Below are 26935 nucleotides of genomic sequence, written 5' to 3'. Positions count from 1 at the left end.
GAACATATTCAAAATAAAATTAATTAAATAGATACCCACTTTCGTGGGCATTAGGATGAAAAAACTAGCACTACACTGGAAAATTATAATAGGAATGGTACTCGGAATCATTTGGGCTTTACTATCGAGCACGATGGGTTGGAGCGAGTTTACGATCAATTGGATTGATCCCTTTGGTACCATTTTCATTAATTTATTAAAGCTTATTGCAGTGCCATTAGTGCTGTTCTCAATTATAGGTGGTGTAGCAAATATTGGTGATCCGTCTAGTTTAGGTAGAATGGGAGGAAAGACCTTGGGTATTTATTTGATTACCACTATCCTTGCTATTTCATTGGGATTGCTTTTGGTCAATATGTTTAAACCAGGAGCTTTAATCGATGATCAAAGCCGAATTGATAACCGTATCAGTTACGAAATTTGGGCAGATGCCGAAGGCTACGAAATTAAGGATGGCATTAATTACCTTCAAGACCCTGAGTTTTTTGAGCGTGCGCAGGAAATATCAGAATTATCTAAAAGTGAACTCAAGGAAGCTGCTGTTGCCGATAAAATGGAATCAGTTGAAAAACGTAAAGAAACGACACCTTTACAGCCCTTGATAGATATTGTTCCAAGCAATTTTTTCCATTCACTGTCTGATAATGGTTTAATGCTCCAAATTATATTTTTTGCGGTCTTCTTTGGGGTCTGCTTATTGTTTATTCCAACAGATAAATCTCAACCTGTACTAAACTTGGTAGATGGTATCAATGAAGTCTTTCTAAAAATGGTGGATATTGTAATGCAAGCCGCTCCATTTTTTGTTTTTGCACTATTAGCTGGTGTGGTAAGTAAAATGGCAGGAAATGATATTGGTAAGGTCGTAGAGATATTTAAAAGTCTTAGTTGGTACTCTTTAACGGTTTTGGTTGGCTTGTTACTGATGATTTTTGTTGTGTATCCAACGGTACTTAAATTATTCGTGAAAAAAATTCCATATATAGGTTTTTTTAAAGGAATGGGGCCTGCACAAACTTTGGCATTTTCTACATCGAGTAGTGCAGCAACATTGCCTGTAACCATGGAGTGTGTGGAGCAAAATTTAGGCGTTGATAAAAAAGTAACCAGTTTTGTTCTCCCAATTGGCGCGACGGTCAATATGGATGGTACCAGTATGTATCAAGCAATTGCTGTTGTTTTTTTAGCGCAATTGCATATGATTGATTTAACAATAGGGCAACAAATAACAGTGGTGTTAACAGCAACCTTGGCCTCCATTGGTTCAGCTGCTGTGCCAAGTGCTGGGTTGGTAATGTTAATTATTGTTTTGAGTTCGGTAGGATTAAACCCAGCTTGGATTGCTATTATTTTTCCTGTGGATAGAATTTTGGATATGTTTAGAACTGTTGTGAATGTTACAGGCGATGCCACAGTGTGTTCCATTATTGCAGATGGTGAAAATCTACTGGATTATAAGGAACATGAAGATCCATCCGAAACTTTTGATTTGGATTCATAATGATAGAAAAAAATCAAATTTCAAATTTAGTTTCAATAGATTGGCTTCATACAAATATGAATGCGTCAAATTTGATCATCTTGGATGCTACTATCAATAAAGAAGTAGATGACACTGCAATAAGAATTCCGAACGCCAGATTCTTCGATATTAAACAAAAATTTAGTGATACTTCTGCACCATTTCCGAGCACCTTACCTTCAAAAGATCAGTTTGAAAAAGAAGCACAAAATCTTGGCATAAATAAGGATTCTATTATTGTAGTATATAATGATAAAGGTATATACTCAAGTGCTAGAGCGTGGTGGTTGTTTAAGGTTTTTGGATTTAAGGCTGTTGCAGTTTTAGATGGCGGATTGCCAGAATGGCAACTGAATGATTTTCATGTTGCAAATTATACTGACGACATCTATTCTAAAGGTAATATTGAGATTGATTTTAAGTCAAAATTAATGACCAATTTTGAAGGTATAACTAAATTTATAGAAGACCAAGAGGCGCAAATAATAGATGCACGTTCAGAGGCACGTTTTAAATGTCTTGTTGATGAACCTAGAGCTGGATTACGACGTGGAACTATTCCTAATTCTATAAATTTACCATATAACGAGTTGTTTGAAGGAAATACTTTCAAATCAATTGACCAATTATCAATAATCTTTAGTAATTTAGAGATGGGAAAAAACAAAAGAACCCTAGTTTTTAGTTGTGGTTCAGGTATTACGGCTTGTATTTTAGCCTTGGCTGCCACCCTTTGTAATTATAAAAATTTAGTTGTCTATGACGGTTCATGGACAGAATATGGAAGCTTAATTGAATAAACAATGAAAACAATTGATTGGACGAAGGACGAACTCGTCGCTTATATTTTGTTATTTGCTGCCAATGCAGATTTTAAAGAATCTGCTGAAGAACGTGAATTAATTATTTCTAAAGTAGATCGGCAAACTTTTCGCGAAATCCATGAGGAATTTGAAGCTGATAACGATTATCAAGGTCTTAAAAAGATTATGATAAGCCTACAGCAACATCAATATGACAAAGAAGATATTGATTTGCTCATGGAGGACATTAAAGCGTTATTTTTTGCTGATGGCGATTTTGACATTACAGAACAAAATATGCTAATTTATCTTAACCGTTTATTCAAAATAGTTTAAGCAGCGGTTTTGCTTTAAACTAGTGAAAAAAGGTTGGGTTAATTTCTTTAACTGTTGCAGGTTTCATGCGCTCTAGTTGATAGTTTCCGACCCGTATTCTTACTAGTCTAAGTGTAGGAAAACCAATTTTTGCTGTCATTTTACGTACTTGTCTAAATTTACCTTCAGTTAAGGTTATAGTTAACCATGATGTTGGCCCATGCTTTTCAGCGCGTACAAAACGTTCAATGATATGAGAGGTATCTGCTAAAAGCTCAGCTTTACATGGTTTCGTTTTATAAATTTTTCCTTCTACTGAAATATCTACTCCAGTTTGTAATTCAATAATTGCTTTTGGTGTAACTATGCCATCAACCATCACATGATATTCTTTTTCGATTTTAGAACTTGTAATGTAATTACTGAATTTTCCGTCTGTAGTTAATAACAATAAACCTTCTGATTTTTCGTCTAAACGACCGACAGCCATAACATTCTCAGTAAACTCATGTAATTCTGATAGAAGTTTTTTGTTTCTTCTTTTATTTTGATGATTAACAAACTGACTTAAATAGCCGTAGGGTTTGTAGATTTTGAAATACTTGTGTTTCATTACCACCAAGTTATGAAACATTTTTTTATTTCGGTATCACTATATTTCAACCAAACCATAGGCGAACGTTTCGAACTAATATGTTCTTTAATCAATAATATAGCGGAATCATAAGCAATCCAATCGACATTATTGTGAGGAATTATAAGCCAATCTAACTTTTTAGGACTATAGAATTCTAGCTTTTTAAAAGTAGAAATAGCATTAAATGATACGTAGAAACCACTTATACATTTTGAGTTAAGTGGTTCAATATTAATTTCTGAATTATTATAAGGTATAAATAACTGTGCTTTAAAACACAGTTTTTGTTGCATGTTAGCCGTATTGATATTTTGGCTTATAAGATGTTTTTGGGTTACTTTATTGAAGAGTAGCGGAAATTGTTTGGTTTTTAATTTATCTAATTTGTAGTCTAAAGTGTCTTTGCGGTTAGGACCAATCCAATAGGAGAGAGGGTTACTGTAAGATTTGAGCGTATCATAGAGATAAAACTTGTAAACGATTTCCAAATGAAAAGAATTTCCATTTGCACCATAAATGGCATCAAGCTCGCCAATAGTTCTTTGCTCTTCTTGAATTTGGATATTCTCTAAAATCCAGTCTACTGATTTGTCATGCTTAAGTTGATGAAATACAAATTCTTCTACCAGTTTTCCAAGACGTTGGTTTTTGAAAGCTACTGAATCATGATCAAAAGATTGAGTTGTCGAACTCAATTCAATTTGTGGAATTTCGTTTAAATAATCTGTATTGAATAGGGAAGCGGTGTGACTATATCCTTTGAACCGTAATAATGTACATTTATCCATTGCACATTAAAAGTAGGTATAAATTAAACAAAATTGTCGTTCTCAGTGGTTTTATCAATGTTTGGATCTTTTGTATGCAAAGTCTTTTCTAACCCTGAGCTATCAATATCAAAATAACTAAGAACTTCTGTTACTGTTTTAATATGGTCTGTTTTATTACCATTTACGATAATGGCGCCTTTAAATGATTTAGGATTATTTTCTAATATAGTCACATAATCATTGGCATCAAAATTTGAATCTTTTTCCGCATTTTCAACTTCCGAAAAATCGATAAATTCCTTAATCTCTGTATTGAGTTCTTTTGCCAATTCTTGCCATTGCGTCGGTGTAGGCATGGTTTTACTAAGGTTAATCATTAAAATATCTTTACCTGATGATTCTAAATAACCTTCTAATTGTTTACCAAAATCAGATTCACTCGCATAAATACAATTTATTTGTCCTTTATCTCTACTTATAACTCCCATATATTTAAAATGTTTTCATTTTGTCATTTCGCTTTTCCAATTGTCGTAAAAGTTCGTTTACAGTTTCAGATATGGCATCATTGAAATTGTCATGCGACGATTCTGCAAATAAACGAGGACCAGGTGCACTCAATCTAATGCCACACTTTTTTCCTGTTTCATCACTACTTGTGTTTTCTGATTTGAAAAAAACGTCTGCTCTTATTACAAAATCATAGCGTTTAAACAGGTTTTCTAACTTCTCTTTTGCAAAAGCTTCGAGTCTTTCACTCTTAGCAATATCATGATATTCAAATATTATATTTTTCATATGGGTCTAGTTTTTATAGTAGCATAAAATTAAACATAACGTAAAGGTTGGCTTGACTTAAATAAGATAATATTTGACGTAATAACAATTAACCATCTAGCTTTAGGTAAATTGATTAAACAAGAAAACCACAAACTTTAGTTTATGGTTTAGTCAGAAATAGTTCAAAATGAGAAATAGTTCTAAATAAAAAAACGCAAAACCTAAATTTGGTTTTGCGTTTTATATGGAATTATTTAATGATTAATTTTTGTATTCGTTTTTCTCCGGAGGTATTTGTAAGTTCCACAATGTAGATCCCAGAATTCAGATGTCTAACATCTACTAATTGTTGAGTTGATGTTATATCTAAAGGTGTACTTAAAATAACTCGACCATGAATATCAAAAAGTTTAAACGACGTTTTCTCCTCCAATTGTCCTGTAATTTCAACAGTACGATTGATTTGGTTAGCAGAAATTTTTAGGTCATCAAACGAAGGGTTATTGACACTAAGTGCATCGCCTTCGAATCTTAAATAAAAGCGACCAGCACCAGATAAATTTGTATCAGCAGTAAATGTATAATCCCCAGAGTTTAACAAAGTAAACGTATTATTAAGCGTATCTTCTAAATAAACATCTATACTATCGGGTAAATCCGTTTCAAAAATACTAATTGTTAATTCTTGTCCTTGACTTGCATTAATTCCCAATGCCACTGTAACGTTATTAAGAGCAGTATCACTCAATGCCTGAATGGTAAATGGTATTCCAGAATCATTCTCAACTAAATAAGAATAAATTGAAAAAGCAGGCGGTGAACTGCCATATAGGGCGGCATCATAACCTGGATCTAGGCCTTGTGTGGCATTACTATTGAAGTAAAAATCAGTGGAGTATTCATTTACTGAATTTGTTGTATTTGCTTTTAACTTTATATAACCAAAGTGTGCCATATTTGAAGATCTACCTGCTATAAAATCATCTGAAGTGCCAGAAGCACGCATAACAGGTGTAAAGGAAATTTGACCGCCTAAACTCTTACTTTTCACTAAGAAACCTTGTCCTGGCGCAATTAATTGACCCGTTGTTGCATTATTTAAGACCGTCCAGCCATTTGATGCGTCTCCATCATAACCATAAATTGCTTGATAAGAACCACCATCTAATTGAGACGAGTTTTGAGCGAAAAATGTATCAAAATCAATATAAGATGGATATGGATTTCCAATTAAATTCCATCCACTATTCGAGGAACCAGAATTGGAAATGTCAGCAGTCACGGTATTGGTTTCAATAGCGCCATAAAACGTGAATGTTGTTCCGTGCAAACCGTCTTCTGATGCATCTCTTGCTGCTCTATAAGCTGTTCCGGAAACTAAATTTGTACTAGCATTCGTTACCGTAGAGTATATGCCATAAGTCCCTGTTGGTTCATTCAATGGTCCAAATACTTTCTGACTTGTATTATTAGGGTTTTCATAAATATTAGGGTTTCTTGTGGCAAAACTCCCAAAATCATCTCCACTTAAAGGAGAAGAAACAAGATCATTGCCATTAAAGGCATTGACGTGTCTTTTATAAGATATATTACCTGTGCTACTTCCAGTAACGATTAAACTTGAATATTTATTTGAAATAGAATTCAATACAACTTGACCATTAACAGTTAAATTACCATTAATTGTTAAGCTTCCTCCTTCAAGAATTTCAATGCTACCTCCAGATGGTACTAGGTAATCTCCGTTTATTACCATAGTTTCATCTACACCAATAATAATATTTCTACAGTCAGAAGGAGCTACAAACAAAGTTCCAGTACTTTTATAGTAGGTTTTATAACCATCCGTAAATTCAGCCTCAACTTCCACATCAAGTCCATCGGAATCCAATCCTGTTAAGGTAATTGTTTGAGGACTAGTGGTAATTGGGAAGGATTGTCCATTAACCACTAATGAACCAGTTTCAGGAGGATTGGTATAAGTTACGGTTAATTCTTGCGAATACGTATTGTCAATATTATTACAAGCTGTTTGTGTTCCAGCTACAATAGTATCTATCGTAGTAACGTTATCATAAGGTAGAAACTGCATTAAACTTGCTTTCGGAGTTGTATTTACATCTTGACCATTATTAAATTGAGTGTTTCCACCACGACCTCTTATGTGAATACGACGCAAATCGTGAACACCGTCACTATACAATTGCAGTCTAATGGCTTCAGCATAGACTGGCGCACCATTTGTACCATTCCATTCGTATATTGATGCAGTGGTATAATCATTACCTGTACTATTATCAATCCATCCACCTTGCCCTTCTTCAATGGTATGCCATACACCATTTCTTAAATAGCTTACTCGCCACATTGTATATTGTTGACGTTGATTCGGATAAGCACCTCCAAATGTAATGTAATTCACAAATTTTGGCTCTGGCCAATCTACTCTCCAAAAGAATCCATTTTCGGCATCTACTGTACCTAAATTACTACCAGATCCGCTAAAAGGTACACCGTATTCTGAGTAAGGTGAGGTGATTTTATAGTCATTTACTGAGGGATCGTAAAGAATATCTAATGGAGTGCCTCGACCAGAACTTACAGACCCGCTCAATTGTGCCGAATGTAATAAGGCTAAATTACTAATAGGATTTGGTCCATTTGGCGTATTTGTACTGTTTCCATCCAATTGATTTATCCATGCGTCTATAAGATCCACAGCAGGTTGATCTACAATTGATTTTGCTAGTGGAGGCATCATAATAGCTGGGTTTACGCTGTTCATTCGATGATACAAAATAGATTTTGACGCATCTCCTGCGTATACTATCTTTTCATTAGGATCAATTCCTAAGGGGTTTAAGATAGTAGAGGTTAATAATTCGGTCGCTTCAAGACTATTAAAAATTCTTAAGTCAAATTCGGCTCTGTTATTATTATCATGTCTATGGCAATAAGCGCAATTTAAATCTAAATATGACCTCGCCTTTTCGTCTAAAGTTGCATTTGGATCTTGTAAGGATTTATTTGCTAATATACCTGGTGTGTCAATATCAGTAATCGATTCATCGATAACACCAATATGACTTAAGGTAACTAATTGGTTTCCAACCTGACCATTAGAATCATAGTTAGAGTAATCATAGTCTGTATTTAAGTATCTTGCTTTTAGTCCAAGTACGCCGTTGTTTGAGTCATTATGGCAATCTATACATTCAGAATTTGCAGGAAAATGCCATATTTGGGTCCTTGTACCTCCTCCAGTAGTAGCAATATCAACTGGTTCATCGAAAGTAGAAACCTGAAGTACGGCATCGGTCTGAGCGTCATTCCAATTATAGCTTAAAAAGTACATTTTGCCATCATTACCCATAATTGAGAAGCGCGTTTCAATTTTCTTTGTAATCGATGGATCGGAATCATCTACTTGTAAATCAAATTGCTTAATTATTACCGTACCTACAGGAAATTCCCAATCACCATATTCAGAATATTTTATTTGTTCGCTTGAACCACTATGTACACCATCATTGTTTGGTACGCCAATCCAACGCTTTTTTAACGCACCATCAGACCAGAAAGGCTCATAGAGTTCATAAGGGACAAAACCATCAATAGGTTCTAAAGTGGACAAACTAGAAAAGACACCAGTCTCAGATAACAATAAAGGTGCAGTTCCTCCGTCATTAACATCGTCATCTATCAGTTTATATATTGGACCAGAAGAATCGAGGGTTAAAAGAAAAAGTTCGCCATCATTATCTTCTCCGAAAGAAATCACATTTGTTAATGTTGCAATCTCTATATAGTTTCCTGTATTAATATCGACGGAAAATATTTCATCTCCGCTTCCATAATCCGCGCATAAATATTTTCCATACAACTCAGGAATTCCAGTACCTCTATACACAAATCCACCTGTAATGGAGTTAGCATTAGAACTTGTAAAGGCAGTCATTGGACCTTGATGCGACATGTCATTGAAAAGATCTCCATTGGGATCACAACCAGGCCCATCAATGACGCCTTCATGTTCTGGCCAGCCGTAGTTAGCACCAGATCTTAATATATCTATTTCTTCCTGAGAGTCAAGACCTACGTCACCAATATAAAAGGTACCTGTTAGTTTATCTTTAGTCATCCTAAATGGATTTCTCAATCCTATGGCATAATACTCTTCATAGAAATCACCCACTTGATAAACATCATTTGGATCTGGAGTAGTCAAATTTAGTTGCCCATATAAGCTGGTTGTAGAACCTGGAGTGCTATCTGAAAAAGGGTTATCATTTGGTATAAAATATTCCTCTCCAGAAATTTCACCTGCTAAATATTCGGGGCAACTTGAGTTGCTCGCATTATAAACTGGATTAAGTATCGGAGTTGATGGTTTTTTTCTTATTGGAGGATGACTAATAGAGCCACCTCTCTTGTCAACATCGAGTCTTAAAACGCCACCTGCAAGATTATTTGTTATATTTTGAGCTCTGCTCCAAGATCCCATTTCACCTGTAGTGAGATATAAAAAACCATCATTACCAAATTCTAAACCACCACCATAATGTGTGGTACCATACATCTTACTTCTTAAAATTGTGGTTCTTGAATTCGTTACAACTGTCATAGTTGTTGGATCGACTTCAAATCTTTCCAATATCAAAAAATTCCCTTGGTACTCATTATCACTGTAATTACATCCTTGACCTGTATATTGATTAAAACCAGGCAGATTTTGTCCACAACCATTTTTTGTCGCATAGTAAATATAGAAATAATTCTTTGGATTGGTAGGAGCATCAAATTCTGGATGTATTGTTAAGCCTAAGAATCCACCATCAGAAACCAAACCTACTTCATCAGAAAGATCAAGTAACGTATTTTTAGTTGTTGTAGTTTCATCGTTATCAAATGAAAAAATGACACCATTAAGTTGACCAAGTACAACGGTTTCTTGGTTAGGTACCATGTTAAATGTTATTGGATAGAAAAAATCTAAATGAGGAAAGGCAACCCTATAGGTGGCATCTAATTCTGTATCCACAGATTCTGGAAATACGCCATTAGCAAATGGAGCTATTGTCTTTGCGGTATTTAGTCCTGATCCCGAAAAATATGGAATAGCACTAAATAGTAACACTGAAGTAAAAATGACTAAAGTAACTCTAACCTTAAAAGATTTGGGTTTCATAAAGGCTTTTAAACTTCCAAAGTGTGCTTTGGAAATATAATTTTTCATAGTATCTGGTAGATGTATAGATTAATAGCTATGTAAATGTATCAATTAAAGGCAATATGAAGAGACTAATTAGAGTAAAGTAATGAACATTTCGACAAATGTTCATTATCATCGACTAATGTAAGTGCCACGGCTTTAGGATGTTATATTTAAACAAAAAAGTGTGTTTATACATTGAAAACACACTTTTCTAAACTATTTCAACGCTTTTTGTTATTATTGGATAATCAATTTTTGAATACGCTTTTGATTGCTTTCTGAAACTAATTCAACGATATAAATACCTGCATTTAACTGAGCAACATTAATTGTTTGCTGCAGAAGTGTAATATCGAGATTTTCAGAGTTTATGATCCTTCCGTTAATATCGTAAAGTTTAAGATCCGTACTATTTAGCAATTGCCCTTCTATGACTATTGTGTTTTCATTTGAATTAGCATAAATACGTAAGTCGTCTAAAGGCTGTTTCGTAACATTTAGTAAATCGGACGCTATTCGCAAATAAAAGCGACCAATTCCAGAAACATCACTTAATGTAGTGAATGTATAATCTTGATTCGTTAATAGGGTAAAGGTATTTGTTAAAGTGTCCTCTAAATATACGCTAGTAGCATTTGTCAGCGTAGATTCAGATAGCGTAATTGTAACTTCTTGTCCTTGTGTGGCATTGATCCCTAAGGGAATTGTGGCATTGTCAATTTCTGTTGTTCCTATGGCTTGTATGGCCATAAAATCACCAGTATTGCCTTCTATTAAATTTGAATAAATGGAAAATTCTGGTGCATTTCCACCAAATAGGGCTGCATCGTAACCTGGATCTAAACCTATGGTTGCATTTTCATTAAAATAAATAGCAGTACTATATGTTTCTAAAGTTGAATTAGTCATTTCAAGCTTAATATGGCCATTAGATATGCCAGACGAAGGACTTCGTCCTAGAATAAAATCATCTGTGGCTCCATTTACGCGCATTTCTGGAGTAAATGACAATGTACCACCACCAGACTTAACTTTTACAAAAAAGCCTTGTCCAGGCGCAATAAGTTCTCCAGTACTCAGATTGTTCATTATGGTCCACCCATTAGAGGCATCGCCATCAAAACCATAAATAGCTTGGTAAGCTCCCAAATCTAACTGTGCATTATTAAGATCGAAAAACGTTGTAAAATCCATATAAGAAGGATAAGGATTACCAACTAAATTCCAGCCACTAAAAGACATTAAAGATTCTGTTATTGGCAATGTGAAACTTCCGGTTTCAACAGCACCTGTAAATGTTATAGTAGTGCCACTAATACCATCTTCAGTAGCATCTCGTGCTGCTCTATAACCAACACCTTTATCTAACAGGGTAGTGGCATTGGTGGTTGTCGAATATATCTGATATGCACCATTTGGCTCATTGAATGGACCAAACAATTTCTGATTTGCATTTCCAGGGTTTTCATAAATATTTGGATTTGCTGTAGCGAAATTTCCAAAATTCTGACCTGAAAATGGTGAAGATACCAAGTCGTTACCAGTAGAACCGTTACTAAAAGCATTGACATGCCGTTTGTAAGATACATCGCCTGTACTTGTACCTTCAACAATTAAACTTGAAAATTTAGTGGATATTGATTCTAAAATTAGAGAGCCATTATTAATCAGATTACCGTTAACACTTAAACTCGCACCTTCTTTCACAATAATAGTTGCGCCAGTATTTATTTCCAAATCATTGACCTCAATGTCTGTCTCTACGTCGATTGTATATATACCATTAGCTATGATAATATTCTTACTTCCAGAAAACTCATCTGGCCCATCGCTATAAATCCAAGAACCGTTACAGTATATTGTAGCGTTGGGAGGGATTGTAACACCACAATTATTGCCAGGGGATAGATACTGTATCAATGTCGCTTTTGGTGTCGTTGAACCATCGTTGACGGAGCTGGAAACACCACCACGACCTCTTAAATGGATACTTATAACATCATTATAACCATCACTATATAATTGAACTCTTAAAGCATCTGCCTCTATAGGATTTTCAGTGGCTCCTCCCCATTCATAAATGCCGCTGTCAATCCAACCGCCTTGGCCTTGGTCTAAAACAATCCAATTACCATCTAATCGGTAACTTATCCGCCACATCGTGTTGGGTTGTGGCTGATTTGGGTACGTGCCTCCAAAAGTGATATAATTAATATATTTTACGTTAGGCCAATTAACTTGCCATTTATATCCATTATCTACATCTGGTGTGCCGATATTTAAATTATGTGAAACGCCATATTCATTGTAACTCGTAGTTACATGATAATCATTTATTGACGGATCGTATAAAATATCTAAAGGAGTACCCTTGCCTACATCTACACTTCCACTCAACGTAGCTTCAGGAAGTAATGCTAAATTTAAATTGTCATCGGGAACGTTATCTGGAATGTTGCCTAAACTACAGTTAGAAGGTGCCTCAAAGAAACTATCCTCACTAAAAGTACAAGTGGCATCGTCTGTAAAAAAGACATTCAAATCTACCTCGAATCCGTCTGCGCTAAGGCCTGTTAAAGTAACGGTTTGCGGACTAGAACCTATTGAGAAAAGTTGTCCATTGACGTTTAAACTACCTGTTGCTGGTGGATTAGCGTAACTTACTATGATGTCTTGAGAATATGTATCCGTAAATTCATCACAGCTACCCTGAGTCCCCAAAGATACATTGAGAATAGGACAATTATGGAGGTATATTATTTTCAATTTTGGAGGACTGCCACCTTCAAATGAACCTGCTGTGCGTCTGCCAGACCCTGAAAACATAAAAGATATAGGGTTGCCAGAAATCCATCCAGGTTGAGCGATCACTTCATCGACTATAGTTTTTAAATTAGGAGTTCTCGCATTAAATATTTCGATATCGTTCGATCCCCAACGTTTTATATTTGACCATGGTATTGAGTTTGTTGTAGGAGTACGAGATGAAATATCATTTGTATTAGTGCTAAAAGAAGCGCTATTAGTCGCTAATTCTCCATGTACTACTAGACTAGTAGGATCAAGATAACGATTAAAATTATCTGATGTAAACTGAATATAAGCCCTCAAAACTGTTGCTGAGTCTGGTAAAGAAAGTTCATCAAATCGAACGCCAACAATTTGATCTTCTGAATCATAAATAAGCTCTAAATCACTACTGGTTAGGTACATCGAACCAGAAGCAACATTTTCTTCTGCATCATCAAAACCAGAATTAACGGCAATAGTTAAATCTTCAATAAGGTTTATATCTAAACCATTACAGTTACAAGAGCCATCTTCAATATCGTAGGCCGTTAATGGGTCTCCATCATCACAAGGTGTATTGGCTTCTGGACAACTCGTATCTAATGAGTTTTGAATTGTAACCACATCTCCTGTGGAAGGATTAAAAACATCTAATAGCGATGGTAAAGTAAAAGGATCTGTATTGCTAACTTCCCCAACAGAAACGGCGTTATTAACATTTATGGTTCTCATCTCGATTTTGAGAGGGTCAACGAAAATAAGTTTAAACTGATTAAATGAACCCGAATTTCTAGTCCAACTTTTATCATCATCATTCGTTCTTAATGGTGCGCCCCAACACCCTTCGCCTGTGTAAACCGTACCATTGGTTTGTTCAGTTACAAAGCCTTCATCATTATCTGGTCCTGAAGAAGGCATCACTGGCCATGTGGTTTTAGTCATGTGAGAATCACATTCTACTACCAAACGTACGCCTTCATCATAGAACAATTGTGCCCAGGCATTATATTGATTGTTATTTTCGGGTTTCCATGCGGCATGAGGACGTATAGGTTTATGGTATTGTGCCATTTTCCACGTCGCACTTGAGCTTGATGATAAGTCGCTTTCTAACCAGGTTTTTTGATTCCCTAAAACTGAAATTTCAGAGTTAAGTGTATAAGCCCGTATTAAGTCGTTACCAAATGTTACAGCATAATAAGAATCAGAATTTGGCGTGTCGAATAAATTATAAATCGTTGTAGCATCCGTTTCATGATTCCCTCTTGCTGGGATGATCGGAAACATTCGTCCGTCACTGGCAATTGTAGATTGCCAATCATCAAACCAATTTTGCCATTGTGTAGTACTATTGGTATCGGTCATGTCTCCACCAAAAAAAACGGCGTGTGGTTTTAATTTCGATACTAAAAGGTTCGCATTTTCTCTTGGAGTTCTATTGTTTCTAGAATCGCCACCTGCGATAAAAGAGAGTCGACTACTATCATCTGGTGCTGTTCGAAACCAAAACCGTTGGCTGGTGCTGTTGCTATCATTAATCACAAAATAATAATTAGTATTTGGCAATAGTCCAGTTAAGCGAACAAACTGATTGTCCATTCCTTTATGGGAAACGGATCTATCTACGATTTTCGAATTGGTATATAATGAGTGATTTGTTCCATGATCCACAGTATCATAATACAAAATAGGTGTGGTGCCTGACACTTGATTCCAACCTATGGTTATGGTGGAAGAAGGATCATCTGCAATCATAATTCGATACTTGTCCGTATCTGCATAACCGAAAAAAACACTTAAAAATAATAAATAAAAAAAAAGTTGTTTAGTTTTCATGCAATGCGATTTTAAGGGGTTGTTCAGTTCTTTTAAATTCTAGTAATAGAACAATTAGTGGTAAAATACCATGTGCCAATCTGTAAATGGTCAAATAGGCAGAACCATGTATGGTACTAGATATAAAATCCATGTTAAAACCAGAAACAAGTCTGGCAAAAGCTGTGGCAAATCCCCAAACCATCATATACCAAAGTACATATTTTGATAATTTTGGAACAAATGCCAATAACGCCATTAAAACATCTAAAAAGCCAACCACAAACAAAAATTGAGTTGCTTGAGTTTCGTTAACACCAAGAATCATAATGGTCATATCTATGAAATATCCTGGTCTGAAAGGAAATCCCATAGCTAATAACCCGTGTGGAATAAAAGTAAGCGCAATGGCTAGCTTTAAACCAACTATTAGATTCTTGTTTTGCGGATTCATTTTAATATTTTTCCATAGCAAAAAAGGTGCAGTCAATTGAATACTCATTTCAAAAAGTTGAAGAACATCATAATTCCTATCCTTTACCATGCAAATGGCCAAAAGAAATAATAACCATAATCCTAATCCAACAAAAAAACGTTTTACTCGGATATACTTAATTTGATTCCAGAACAAACAAACAATGGCAGCAATAAAAAAAATGATACTATTTAATTTGGTCCAAGCTTCAATCCAGCTATTGACTGTTGAACTTGTGGCGTATTCAAACCAAGTATAATTAAAAACACCTTCTACAACGGGAGTTAATAAACTTTCATCCCAGAGTATAGCTCTGTATGGGCCACCAAAAAAATATAACTGATAGGCTCTACCGATAAATACGGTAAAAGCACATAATTTTACAAGCGATATTATTTTAGGTTTATTCATTCAGAGCGCTTAAATCTACTGATTTTCTGACCAAAGAAATTTTATAATCGACTAATTGAATATAAATCCTTTGAATTGATTATTTTAACATGATTTTCACGTTTAAACGCCTAATAATCATACAAATCAATTCTAAATCTTGATTTTGAAACAGTCTTCTGATTGTCTACTTTTAGAGGCACAAACTTCAAATCAGTCCCACAAAATTATAATAAAACCAAGGGTGATTTGATGAAATTCATTTTTATACTTTTAGCAGATCATGTCCTATTTGAAAATGGATGAAATTCGCTTAACTTGAAATTTTATGACATGATTAGAAAATAAGATTTCTAAAATTCGAAAAAATAAGTTTTTATATATTGTAATAAACTAGTTAATAGTTTTTTAGATTTGATTACTTCCCGTAGTGGTTTTAGTTTTATTAAATTAGATTTCGTACTATTATTTAGTCTAATGTTTTAATAAAAGGAATTTGATAAGAAACTTAATCTAACCAGAATCTGATGCAAAATATGACGCTTTAGTAAAATCTTAAATTGTACTATACATTTATTTTACTTAAAGTTAGAAATCTAACATTGTGTTGGGTATTCGATCTTAATCTTCAATTTTTCAAAGATGATTTTTCTTAAAGTAAGTGTTGTTTAAATAAAAAAAGTGATGGATGACCATCACTTTTATTCACTTTATTAGAGTTAATTACGATTTTAAGAAATCCAAAAGAATAGAATTTAGTTCATCGTTATGCGTAATGTTCAATCCATGAGGACCATTTTTTATGACCTTATATGTATTATTAGCAATTCCTTTAGCGGCTTGATCTCCTGCTGTTGCTTTAGGTACTATATTGTCAGAGTCACCATGAACAATAAGCGTAGAAACATTAACATTTTTAAGTTCTGGTCTGAAATCCGTTTCTGCCCAAGCCTTGGCAGATTGTATTGTCGCAATTGGCGATGCATGAGAAGCAATGCTCCAGTCATAATGTAATTGTGCTTCACTTACCGTTTTATCATGCTCATTATAGTTATAGAAGTTTTTATGAAAATCCTTTAAAAAGCCAACACGGTCGGTTTGCAGTGCATCCAATATATCTTCTAAATCTTTTTGAGGGACACCATCTGGATTATCTTCCTTTTTCGCAACTAAAGGGATAATAGAACTTATAAGTGCTACCTTGGCAATATTATCGGTGCCAAAATCCGTACAATAACGTACAACTTCTCCGCCTCCCATTGAAAAACCAATAAGAACAACATTTTCTAATTCCAATTGCTTAATAATAGCATTTAAGTCTGAAGCTAAAGTAGAGTAGTCGTAGTCCCTAAATGGTGCAGATGAATTTCCAAAGCCACGACGATCATAGGCAATACATCTATAACCAGCTTCTACTATAGCCCAAGTTTGATGTTCCCAAGACTTATGGCTTAGTGGCCAACCGTGAATTAATATTACCGGCTGTCCGTGTCCGTAATCTTCAAAAAATAAATCTATATTTTGTGTTTCTGTTTCGTTTGTTATAAATGGCATAGGATAAATTTTTATTGTTCGTGATTTTCTGCATCTTCCAAGTGGTCATTATGACCACTACCTTGACTAAAAAGTTGATTTTCTTCATCCTTTATTTTCGAGGTACGCTTACTTGGAATTGTTCTACCAGGAACATCAAGATTTTTTCCAGTAAAGTCCACTGGTTTTTCTCTGTTCTCTAATTGTATGTCAGCGCCCTTATGATCATTACGTTGGTCAACATTGCGCTCTCCCAATTTTTCTAAATCTTCTTTTGTAATATCAGCGTTATAGCTCTCGTTTTTATTTTCATTCTTATCCATAGTTCAATTTTTAAGTTTCTTAAAATTAAACATAGATGAAAGACTTAATTAGCTGAAATGATTATAATGTTTGCTGGTTTAATATTTAAAGACCGTAAATAGAAAGGAGACCTAAATACCATAATTATTTAATTGAAATGATTTAGGGGTAATTTATATAGTGTATAATTTTGTGCCAGAAGAACTCATGGCATTAAACAATAATTTAAGCAAGCTGTATAAAAGGAAGGCAATACAAATTCTAGTTTCAAGAAAACTAAAAATAAATGGTTTCTACCCTTAAAGGTAATACTTCCTGTCAGAACATTCTAATTCAAAAATTTCTTATGTAAAACAAATGTCTATCGATAATAACTCTGACTAGTTCCTTTAGTACATGCACAATTACTAATACCTTGTAAGAAATCTAAACCAATAGTGACCATGTGTGTACCAGAATTGTAACCAGATAAATCATTTATGGTGAGTTGATAGGAATAAGCAAAAAAGAACTTATTGAATGTAATTCCACCCATTGGTCCAATATTTAAGGGCTTAAAAAACTGATCGTTAAGAAAACGGTAGGAAGCGCCTACAAAGTAATAATCGCCTTTTCGGTTAAACTTTCGGTATTTAAAATTAACATCTGTACTAGAACGCTTGTCGCTATCAAACAATTGAAAAAACACAGACGGTTCAAATTCAACATCTTTGTTTTGTTTGCTTTTTATAACAAACCCTGAATACAGCTGATAATTTAAAAGTTCAATGGGCTCTGCGCCTTCATAATCATTAAGATCTTTTTTCATAATGTTATTGGCATTCAAACTGAAATAAAATGACTTCCATCGGTATAAAAATCCGGCATCAAAATTATTATTGGAAACACCTCTATCATCTGTAATGGCAGGATCTAATATCGGAATTTCGTAAGTGGTATTAAAATCTTCAATAGCGACTCTAAAATTATTAATATTATAAGATAATCCGAAAGATAAATACTGCTTCGATTTATAATCTAAAGTCAAATGATGTGCAAAAGAGAACTTAACCCCTTTTTGGCGCGTATTTCCATTTCTATCGTTGTAAGCAGAAATACCGACTCCAGATCGGTTGCCTATTCTAAAATCGGCATAAAGCGATTGATTATCCGGTGCATTTTTGATCCCAACCCATTGTGTTAATCCGTTGATTCTTACTTTCAAATTATCGCCAATACCTGCATACGTTGGTGAGATAACAAAATCGTTATCCGCTAAATATTGCGTGAATACAGGTAGGTTCAATTCTTGTCCATAGCCATTTGCAAAGACTAAAAAAAGAATGTATAGTGTGAATTTTTTCATAATGTTATCTCTTTATTTTGCTTTGCTATTATCTATAAAGTGTAAAATGTCCAACAAATTCTTTGTCATGTGAAGCATCATTAGTTTGAACAACAAACCAATAATCTCCCATTGGTAATTCCCTTCCGTTATATTTTCCGTCCCAGACTTCACCAACATGATAGGTCGCCACTTTTCGTCCGTAGCGATCAAAAATATCGAAGGTTAGATCGGGATAGTTTTCCGTACAACCTGGTGCCCAAGTATCATACTGTCCATCTCCATTTGGCGTGAACCAATTTGGGATACAGATATCTTCAAACTCCAATTCTATTTGAGCCGTTGCAAAACAACCACTGCTGTCAGTTACGGTAACTTCGTACATTCCAGATTCGGTAATGATATATGAATTTTCATCGCCATAGTCTTCACCGTTCATGGTAAATTGATAACTACCTTCACCACCAGAGGCATTAGCAATAAATTCATTTAGCTCGCCTTCGGTTAAGGTTAAAGTTACAGCGTCGGAAGCTTCAATATCAAAGAATTCTGTAGATTGAATACAGCCATTAGTGTGTCTTACTTCTATATAATGATTCGTCCCAACAGGTATATTGTAGAAAATGTTACTTTCTTGATAGGTTCCACCATTCAGTGAATAATCAAGTTGTGTTAGATCATCGATGGATGCATCAACCGTAACGGTTACTGCATTTCCTTGGGTATTGTTTTCACAAATATTCTCAATAATGATTTCTGGAAGAATACTCACGGATTCTGGGAATGTAATGTTCCATTCCGATTCACATCCTTCAGCATCCCTAACAAATACAATATGGTCTCCACCAACTAAATTTGTAAAATCAAATTCACTTTGCGTGGCATTGCCAGTAGTGTAAGGGCCGTCATAATCATCTAAACTTACGCTATACGGCAATGTGCCACCAGTAATCTCAATACTAAATTCTCCGTCAGTATTTCCTGTACAAACTTCTGGGAAAAATGAATCGCCCACAATACTTAATATGACGGGATTTGGTTCAGATATATCGAAATTGAATGTTAAGAAACAACCCAATTCATCTTGTACAATGATTTCATAATTTCCTGGCTCTAAGTTTTCAAAAACATTAGTACTGAAAAATTGATTCAGTTGAGGCGAAATAGCATATTTAATAATTCCTGTTCCTCCAGTTGCCGTAATTTCAACAGATCCATTATTATTTCCGGCACAACTTACGTTGTTTATAATAATTGAAGCATCAATTGGCGCATCTGGTTCTGTTATACTAATTGGAGCAGAAGTCGCATCACAATCGCCACTTTCTACATACACCACATAGTCTCCAGCAAATAGGTCCGTGAAATATCCAGGACTATTTTGAGTCGCAGTAACAGGGTTACCTAAATTATCTTGAAGTGTGTAGGTATAGTTTCCTAACCCTCCAATTGCTGTTGCTAAAATCGAGCCGTTATTGTCTCCAGCACAATTAATAGTTGGATTTATAGATTCTAAAGTCACTTCTAAAGTTGGTAATGGGTCAACTGATATTTCGTTTGAAACATTAGTGACACAACCATTAGCGTCTTGAACATAATAAGAATAAATTCCATCAGGAACTGAAAATGTAGTGGAAGTTGCAAACGTACCTAATATTGGCGCAAAAGAAGCATTAGCACTATATGAATATGTGCCAGTTCCACCAGTAGCACTAAGTGTTAACGTAGATTCAGTTAAACAAGTTTGAGTTGTTGTTCTTACTAAACTAGCTTCAATTGGATCTGGTTCCGAAATTACAATATTTACAGATGAAAATTCACAATCGTAGCCATCAGTAATTCTTACAAAATAAGTTCCAGGCCCTAAGTTTTCAAATACATTAGAAGTTTGTGGACCAGAAACACTTGGCGTTGGTAAAACCGTATTTAAAGTATAGGTATAGTTTGTACCTTGACCTCCAGTAACATTGGTAATTGTTATACTAGCATCTTGATCTCCAAAACAAGATAAAACAGTCGTACTCGGCGTAAATGTCGCCGTTATTGGTGTTGGAGTATCTAACGTAATCGTTTCAGAAACGATACAACCTCCAGCATCTCTAACATTTACGGTGTAAGTTCCAGCAGATAACGCTGTAAATGAACCGTTAGAAGAGTAGGCAACAGTGGCAGCTCCTGTTAATTCATATTCGTAATCACCCCAACCACCTGTAGCGACTGCAGTAATTGTACCTACGTTATCATTACAAGTTACATTCGAAGTTTCAGAAACACCAAGTGTCATGGCCTCTAATGGCGATACAATAACGACATTGGATGTTGCTGAACAGAATGGAATATCTGTTTCTGTAATGACTACTGAAAATGTTCCAGCTTCCATTCCTGATACGATTTCAGGATTTGTAGACGTGTTTGCATTTACAACTCCCGTTACTGAAGCTCCTAAGTCATCAAAAAGTTCATAAGTATAAGCACCAGAATAGTTGGCAACATCTAGTTCAAATGATCCAGAGTTATCACCAAAACAAGTGATCTCATTTGGTGTTAATGAAAACGTAGGAATTATGGCTTCTGACACAACGATTGATACTTCTTCTGAACAAGAAGTTACCGTATCCGTAATAGTAATAGTATAACTTCCTGATGGCACACCTGAAAAGACACTTCCTGCTAAACTAATTGAAGCGGGATTTGGTGAAATAGTATATGTGAAAGCACCAGATCCACCAGAACTAATAACTGTAATTTCTCCATCATCATTATTACAGGATGGCTGTGCGGTTACTTCTGGAGTAATGGCGATTGGTGCAACAATATCAACTGATACTGTGTTTCCACAACCATTAACATCCTGAATCGCTACAGTATGTGTTCCTGAAAATAAATTTGAAAGTGTAAATGGGAAGGTTCGTGTTTGAAACGCTCCACCATTTATACTCACACTATAAGGCGGAATTCCTGCAGTGTCTAATGTGACGTCAATTTCATAGTCACCTTCTCCAACGGTACATTGATTGTTAAGACTAGCAGAAATAGCAGGAGTGGCATCCATATCCAATACTTGAACAGGACTCGTTACGATACAATTATAAGCATCGATGACATGAACATAATAACTGCCAGCATCCAGATTAAATGTACTTGAAGCATTCCAAGCAGCATCTGAAGGCAGTGGAGTAGCAGCAGAGGTTGTTATTTGGTATTGATAAGGCGGTGTTCCGTTTGAAGCTACCGCACTAATAACTCCTGAATTAGAATCACAATTCGCGTTGTTGTCAATTGAAACCGCCAATTCCAATAGAAATGCAGATTCCGTAATATTAAAAGGAACGGTAACCACACCACAGCCAGCATTTGGGCCAGAAGTTTCACTGATGGATACAAAATAATTACCAAATGGTAATGGTCCCAAATCAGTAACATTAATTGAACCATTTGAAGGAACAGATCCTGTTCCCGAAACTCCAGTTGAGTTTAAGCTCAAAGCATCAAATATTTCATAATTAAGATTTACGGCGCTTCCGTATACACTATTTACTGTAAATGAAACGTTGCCGTCTGCACTTCCAGTACAGGTAATATTATTGGCACTAACGGCTGTTGCGGTTAATGTTGAATTTGTTGGAATCGGCACAGTTGAAGGTTCGTAATAACTACAATTTGTAGATTGGTCATATACAATAAAAGTATAGAGAACTCCAGGTATTAAGCCTGTAAATGTTGCGGATTGACTTCCAGCAGAATCTTCAGCTATCCAATTTCCAGTAGGATATACTGTTGATGGGCCTTCATAAATAGCAAAGAAGAATGGGCCGGCACTAGCTAAGGATGAACCGATACTTACTTCAACAGTTCCTCCCGTGGAACAATCAACCGTTGCTGTGACATCGATATCTAAATCTGTTGGAGGCGAAGCGACCAATACATCTTGAACCAAAATAGAACAACCATTGGCATCAACGACATTGATTTGATACAATCCAAAATCAACAACATCAAAACTTACTGAGGTCGACCCTGTATTATTAAGTTCAGAGTTTGAATACCCATTAGTTCCATTTACAAAATAATTATATGGAGCTGTTCCGCCAGATACTGAATTTATAATTACAGAACCTTGCGAAATTCCACCTGCACCACAAGTAATATCGATAGCGTCATAATCTATTGAGATAGCATCTGGTTGGTCAATCGTAACTGTTTCAGTTGCCGTACACATTTTTGAATCTGTAACGGTTATTGTATAGGTTCCTGCTGGTAGACTAGACGTTTGTGTTCCAAAATCTGTTCCTGTGGTATCATTGTTTACGTTAATTACAAAAGGAGGCGTTCCGACAGAAGTATCAATAGTAACATCTATGGCGCCATTGGTATCTCCATTACACAAAATAGGTTGTGTTTGTGCTACTAAACTTAAGGCTGGTAATGATAATGGATTAACCGTCAGTTCTGAAGATTCCGCAGTACAACCGTTAGCGTCCGTAATTTGAAACTGATACGTACCTGCAGATCCTGTTGTATATGTAAATGGCGTTCCTGTAGCTCCTAAAGAGGCGTAAGTCCCACCATTAATAGAAACCGAATAGGTGTAAGGTGCAGGACCAGTAATCGTTCCTGTAATCACCGCATCAGGTGTTGCGGTACAATCCAAATCTTCGGTTAAAACAACAGTTAAGGTTGGTGTAGGAATTGGGTCAATAGTGTAAGATTCACTGTACACACAATCATTTTCATCTCTAACTTGAAACGTATAAGTTCCTGGTTCTAAGCCCGAAAAATCAGTTGAAGTTTGATATGAGGTAGCAGCTGAAGCAGGAGCTGTAATTTGATATTCTAAAATTCCCATTCCTCCAGTTGTTCCTGTTATTGAAACTGTAGCTGCATTTGATGGACAAGTTACTGGCGAATTATCAAACATTAAATCCGTTGGAGGATCTAAAGCTTCAACAGTAATTTGATTCATTGCTGACGAACAGCCACTAGCATCTTTTACAATTATAGTGTATGTGCCTTGTGTTAAATCATCAAATATATTACTCGTTTGAAAATTAACGCCATCAATACTATACTCATAAGGCGCATTTCCACCTGTAACTCCTGTCACAGTTATAGTTCCGTCTGATATACAAGTGAAAGGTGCCGTTAAATCTGCAGTTCCTGTAATGGCAGTTGCCGAATTAATGGCAATCGTCTGTGGACTGGTTTCACAAACATCAGTACCAGACGTATATTGCACTACGACATCATAATTCCCAACACTTAAGCTTGTAAATACGTTTGAATTCACAAATGTAGCGCCTCCATCAATACTGTAAGCAAGGCTATTTCCATTAGCATTGGTCACATTAATCGTTAAAGCTCCCGAATTATCAGAATCAGCACATTCAATATCTGTGGTACTCACATTGAAATCTGGTTGGGAAATGGCATCAACTGAAATGGATACATCAGTACTACAATTATTGGAATCAGTAACTAAAATGTTATAAACTCCAGCAGAAGTCACCACAATCTGAGGTACAGACTGGAAATCTGTAGCGCCATTTACAAAGTAATAATAAGGCGGTGTTCCTCCGACAGGATAAACAGTAAGCTCTCCATCCGTACAATTCAAAGGGCTTGTTAAAGCTACTGTTGCTGTTAATAAGTCTGGTTCAACAATAGTAATGTCTTCTGTAAAAATACACCCATTTTCAGATTCAATAGTCGCAGTATAAGACCCAGGATTCAAATTTTGGAATGTATAATTATTGTCAACAATAGGTCCAACAGTATTTACTGTAGTCGCACCTTGTGAAATTGTAAAAGTATATTGGGGATCGACGTCATTTGCCGATAAATGAATGCTTCCCTTATCTCCATGACATAGCGGTTGAGTAATCGTTGTTGTACCAGTAAATTCTCGATCTCTAATTTGAACATCTGGAACTGTGAATACACATGGGTTAGTTGAAACCCCAACTTGTCTTACGTAAATAGTATAGGTTCCAGCAGTGTTTATAGAAAACACATTAGAATCTTGAAAATTTGTACCGTCGATACTAAATTCATAGTTTGAAGGCACGTTATTTACAATGATACTTCCATCCGAATCACATATAATATCTGTAGCATTGACTGTAGGATTTAATACATTTTCATATACATTGAAATAAAACTGGTTAAAACAACCTCCAGGATAATTGATAGTAATACGATATTGTCCTGCTGTATCTACCAAGAAGCCTGCTTCGCTTGGAATGGTATTCCAAACACATGAATCATCTTCATTAGCACAATCGGGATCTGATACGGCATCACAACTCGTTTCATCAAGTACTTCCCATATAACTGATGTTGCATCTGATATGTTGGTTTGTATGAGTCTTGTATCATCTGCGCCACATAAAAATATATTTGGTAATTCCTTTCCATCGTTTGGACAAATTACTACTTCATCTGCATAAGGAATTACAGGATTTGTGGTGTTGGCACCAAAAAGTTGGACGTTAAATTGCTGCACAATAGATTGACAAGGTGCAATTGCCGTATTATAAGAATAGTAAGTACCTGTTTCAGTTACGGTTATCGTTTGTGAAGTCCCGATTACAGGTGTTCCTGTAGGACTAGTGGACCATGCATAGGAATCATAACCATTGGCAGCTGTTAATTCTAGGCTTTCTCCACAAAGAATTTCGCTATATTCAAAAGTACAATCCAGATCCGCTAAAAAGTTAGTAGCCTGTGGTGAAATTAAACAGCCTGTATTGGTACTTAAACTTGGATCATCCGTAATGGTGAAATCAGGATTTATAGTACCTTGATAGGTTGCGAAAGCTTGGTTATTTATAATGTTAGAACAGGCATCTTCCAACTGACCACAATCATCAACAACTTGAACTTCAATTCGTATTTCATATACAGGATCATTCTCTTCAACAAGAGAATCATCAATACTTAAAACAAGTTCTCTTGTGGTAGGATCATAACTAACCACCGAAACTCCTGTTGGTAGCACTAGATCTGTAGGATGATTATAAATGATATTTATAGGAAGGATGTCCCTAATCGTAAAATTTGTAGCATCGTCATTTCCTGTATTTTGAAATCCGATCACATAATTCAGTGACGATCCTAAACCGACTAGTTGTCCACCAATATCATTGCCCATATCGTCTTCAACAATCTTTGTCAATACGATGTTAGGTGCAATTATCTCAATAGCAAATGCACTAAAGTAATAATAGTAAATATCTAAATTACTTCCTAAACTGATATCAGCAGAGGTAGCGTTATTGGCAATAAGCGAATTGCCAGGATTAGGAATATTTATTATTCCAGCATCAAAACCCAAGGTATTGGAACTGCTAGGCGTTCTGTTTGTAAATAATTCAGACGTATTGGTTACAGGATTAATATCTGAAACGGAACTATTAAAAAAGTTATTACCTGGACGTATTGTTGTACCTGCATTATTGGTAACACTAATTGTACTTCCATTAAGCTCTAAATAGTCGCCTGTATAACCTCTGTCGCCTTCAATAGTACTAAATGCAAACTTTGCACGTACGGGACCTGTTGGGATGGTATTAAAACCACTTACTGGAAACGTTTCATTAATGACACTGGTGATTTTTGTAAATCCATCAAAAGAGGTAATATATTTACTAGGTAGCGTTGGATCTTCGTACACTACAAATAATGACCAACCAGCAGAAAGTCCTTCAGAATTTGGTTTTGGACCCACTAATGTCGAAATGTTAGCAACAGAATAACTTCCTTCTGGATCTGGTAATGCCGTAAGCATATCTGTAACATCGTGATAATAAGCATAAGTATTTGACTGATTATTATTAGAGGCATTTTGATAATAAATCTCTGTACCCGTAATATCAACATATTCCTCACCAGGCACTTTGAATTTTACATCCGAAATAGGTTCATCACCATCAACCACAGCACTCCAATATAAACCAGCGTAGACAATGACATAACAATCGTTATCACTTGGTACTTCTAAGCTAGCACTACTAGAGTTAAATGTACTTCCATCACCATCTATATCTACATAAACCGCAGCGTTCACGCCATCATTGGTTGCATTTCCATTGTAGGGATCGGAAACGTGTAATCCCACATTACTGTTTCCAATTAATAGAATGTCTCCTTTAATCGCTTGGTCGTACCTTGGAGAAAATGGCACGAGATTTTGAGCAAATAGTTGCTGTCCCATAATAAGGAAAAGCGCAATTATCGCTATTCTAGAAAAAGTAGGTTTTTTCAT

At 35.5% G+C, this 26935-nt stretch carries 14 protein-coding genes; 3 read left to right on the top strand and 11 right to left on the bottom strand.

Going from position 1 to position 26935, the window contains the following annotated elements; genetic code table 11:
• The first annotated feature begins 55 nt into the window (after positions 1-55).
• The 3 genes from HM987_RS09090 to HM987_RS09080 are packed head-to-tail and all read left to right on the top strand — an operon-like array spanning position 56 to position 2661.
• Positions 56-1501: a dicarboxylate/amino acid:cation symporter gene (locus HM987_RS09090; RefSeq protein ID WP_179007317.1), complete on the top strand. Its 1446-nt coding sequence runs from the start codon at positions 56-58 to the stop codon at positions 1499-1501.
• The gene (locus tag HM987_RS09085) at positions 1501-2322 is read left to right on the top strand and encodes a sulfurtransferase (protein WP_179007314.1); all 822 of its coding nucleotides are present in this window, start codon (positions 1501-1503) and stop codon (positions 2320-2322) included. The genes HM987_RS09090 and HM987_RS09085 overlap by 1 nt, the downstream gene beginning before the upstream one ends.
• A gap of 3 nt (positions 2323-2325) precedes the next feature.
• Positions 2326-2661 carry a hypothetical protein gene (locus HM987_RS09080; RefSeq protein WP_179007311.1) on the top strand — a complete coding sequence of 112 codons (336 nt, stop codon included), beginning with the start codon at positions 2326-2328 and terminating at the stop codon, positions 2659-2661.
• Positions 2662-2680: 19 nt separating this feature from the next.
• On the opposite strand, the gene HM987_RS09075 is transcribed toward HM987_RS09080, so the two are convergent.
• The 11 genes from HM987_RS09075 to HM987_RS09025 form a co-directional block, all read right to left on the bottom strand.
• Positions 2681-3253 (bottom strand): pseudouridine synthase, encoded by a 573-nt coding sequence (locus HM987_RS09075; RefSeq protein WP_179007308.1) that lies wholly within the window; start codon positions 3251-3253, stop codon positions 2681-2683.
• Positions 3253-4065 (bottom strand): DUF1853 family protein, encoded by an 813-nt coding sequence (locus tag HM987_RS09070; RefSeq protein ID WP_179007305.1) that lies wholly within the window; start codon positions 4063-4065, stop codon positions 3253-3255. Before HM987_RS09070 ends, HM987_RS09075 begins: the two co-directional genes overlap by 1 nt.
• A 23-nt stretch (positions 4066-4088) precedes the next feature.
• The gene (locus HM987_RS09065) at positions 4089-4535 is read right to left on the bottom strand and encodes an arsenate reductase family protein (RefSeq protein ID WP_179007302.1); all 447 of its coding nucleotides are present in this window, start codon (positions 4533-4535) and stop codon (positions 4089-4091) included.
• Between the two features lie 4 nt (positions 4536-4539).
• Positions 4540-4845, bottom strand: coding sequence for a ribosome hibernation-promoting factor, HPF/YfiA family (hpf, locus tag HM987_RS09060; protein WP_179007299.1), 306 nt, complete (start codon positions 4843-4845; stop codon positions 4540-4542).
• A gap of 232 nt (positions 4846-5077) precedes the next feature.
• Positions 5078-10063, bottom strand: coding sequence for a PQQ-dependent sugar dehydrogenase (locus tag HM987_RS09055; protein ID WP_179007296.1), 4986 nt, complete (start codon positions 10061-10063; stop codon positions 5078-5080).
• Positions 10064-10279: 216 nt separating this feature from the next.
• Positions 10280-14668, bottom strand: a complete 4389-nt coding sequence (locus HM987_RS09050) for a fibronectin type III domain-containing protein (RefSeq protein WP_179007293.1) — start codon at positions 14666-14668, stop codon at positions 10280-10282.
• Entirely contained in the window at positions 14658-15533 is an 876-nt protein-coding gene (locus tag HM987_RS09045; protein ID WP_179007290.1) for a hypothetical protein, read from the bottom strand. The genes HM987_RS09050 and HM987_RS09045 overlap by 11 nt, the downstream gene beginning before the upstream one ends.
• A gap of 702 nt (positions 15534-16235) precedes the next feature.
• Positions 16236-17066 (bottom strand): alpha/beta fold hydrolase, encoded by an 831-nt coding sequence (locus tag HM987_RS09040; protein WP_179007286.1) that lies wholly within the window; start codon positions 17064-17066, stop codon positions 16236-16238.
• Positions 17067-17077: 11 nt separating this feature from the next.
• Positions 17078-17368 carry a hypothetical protein gene (locus HM987_RS09035; protein WP_179007283.1) on the bottom strand — a complete coding sequence of 97 codons (291 nt, stop codon included), beginning with the start codon at positions 17366-17368 and terminating at the stop codon, positions 17078-17080.
• A gap of 341 nt (positions 17369-17709) precedes the next feature.
• On the bottom strand, positions 17710-18693 hold the full coding sequence (locus HM987_RS09030) for a PorP/SprF family type IX secretion system membrane protein (RefSeq protein ID WP_179007280.1): 984 nt from the start codon (positions 18691-18693) through the stop codon (positions 17710-17712).
• Positions 18694-18721: 28 nt separating this feature from the next.
• Positions 18722-26935 carry a T9SS type B sorting domain-containing protein gene (locus tag HM987_RS09025; RefSeq protein WP_179007277.1) on the bottom strand — a complete coding sequence of 2738 codons (8214 nt, stop codon included), beginning with the start codon at positions 26933-26935 and terminating at the stop codon, positions 18722-18724.

The sequence above is a fragment of the Winogradskyella forsetii genome (assembly GCF_013394595.1).
GTDB lineage: Bacteria > Bacteroidota > Bacteroidia > Flavobacteriales > Flavobacteriaceae > Winogradskyella > Winogradskyella forsetii.
Note: the sequence above shows the minus strand (reverse complement) of the source record. Positions and strands in the feature narration are given on the sequence as shown.

Bases quoted from the DNA above. Each gene is read 5' to 3' on its own strand.
- HM987_RS09065 (WP_179007302.1), bottom strand. From the start codon at position 4,535: ATGGGAGTTATAAGTAGAGATAAAGGACAAATAAATTGTATTTATGCG.
- HM987_RS09030 (WP_179007280.1), bottom strand. From the start codon at position 18,693: ATGAAAAAATTCACACTATACATTCTTTTTTTAGTCTTTGCAAATGGC.
- HM987_RS09090 (WP_179007317.1), top strand. From the start codon at position 56: ATGAAAAAACTAGCACTACACTGGAAAATTATAATAGGAATGGTACTC.
- hpf (WP_179007299.1), bottom strand. From the start codon at position 4,845: ATGAAAAATATAATATTTGAATATCATGATATTGCTAAGAGTGAAAGA.
- HM987_RS09050 (WP_179007293.1), bottom strand. From the start codon at position 14,668: ATGAAAACTAAACAACTTTTTTTTTATTTATTATTTTTAAGTGTTTTT.
- HM987_RS09070 (WP_179007305.1), bottom strand. From the start codon at position 4,065: ATGGATAAATGTACATTATTACGGTTCAAAGGATATAGTCACACCGCT.
- HM987_RS09045 (WP_179007290.1), bottom strand. From the start codon at position 15,533: ATGAATAAACCTAAAATAATATCGCTTGTAAAATTATGTGCTTTTACC.
- HM987_RS09075 (WP_179007308.1), bottom strand. From the start codon at position 3,253: ATGAAACACAAGTATTTCAAAATCTACAAACCCTACGGCTATTTAAGT.
- HM987_RS09085 (WP_179007314.1), top strand. From the start codon at position 1,501: ATGATAGAAAAAAATCAAATTTCAAATTTAGTTTCAATAGATTGGCTT.
- HM987_RS09040 (WP_179007286.1), bottom strand. From the start codon at position 17,066: ATGCCATTTATAACAAACGAAACAGAAACACAAAATATAGATTTATTT.
- HM987_RS09055 (WP_179007296.1), bottom strand. From the start codon at position 10,063: ATGAAAAATTATATTTCCAAAGCACACTTTGGAAGTTTAAAAGCCTTT.
- HM987_RS09025 (WP_179007277.1), bottom strand. From the start codon at position 26,935: ATGAAAAAACCTACTTTTTCTAGAATAGCGATAATTGCGCTTTTCCTT.
- HM987_RS09080 (WP_179007311.1), top strand. From the start codon at position 2,326: ATGAAAACAATTGATTGGACGAAGGACGAACTCGTCGCTTATATTTTG.
- HM987_RS09035 (WP_179007283.1), bottom strand. From the start codon at position 17,368: ATGGATAAGAATGAAAATAAAAACGAGAGCTATAACGCTGATATTACA.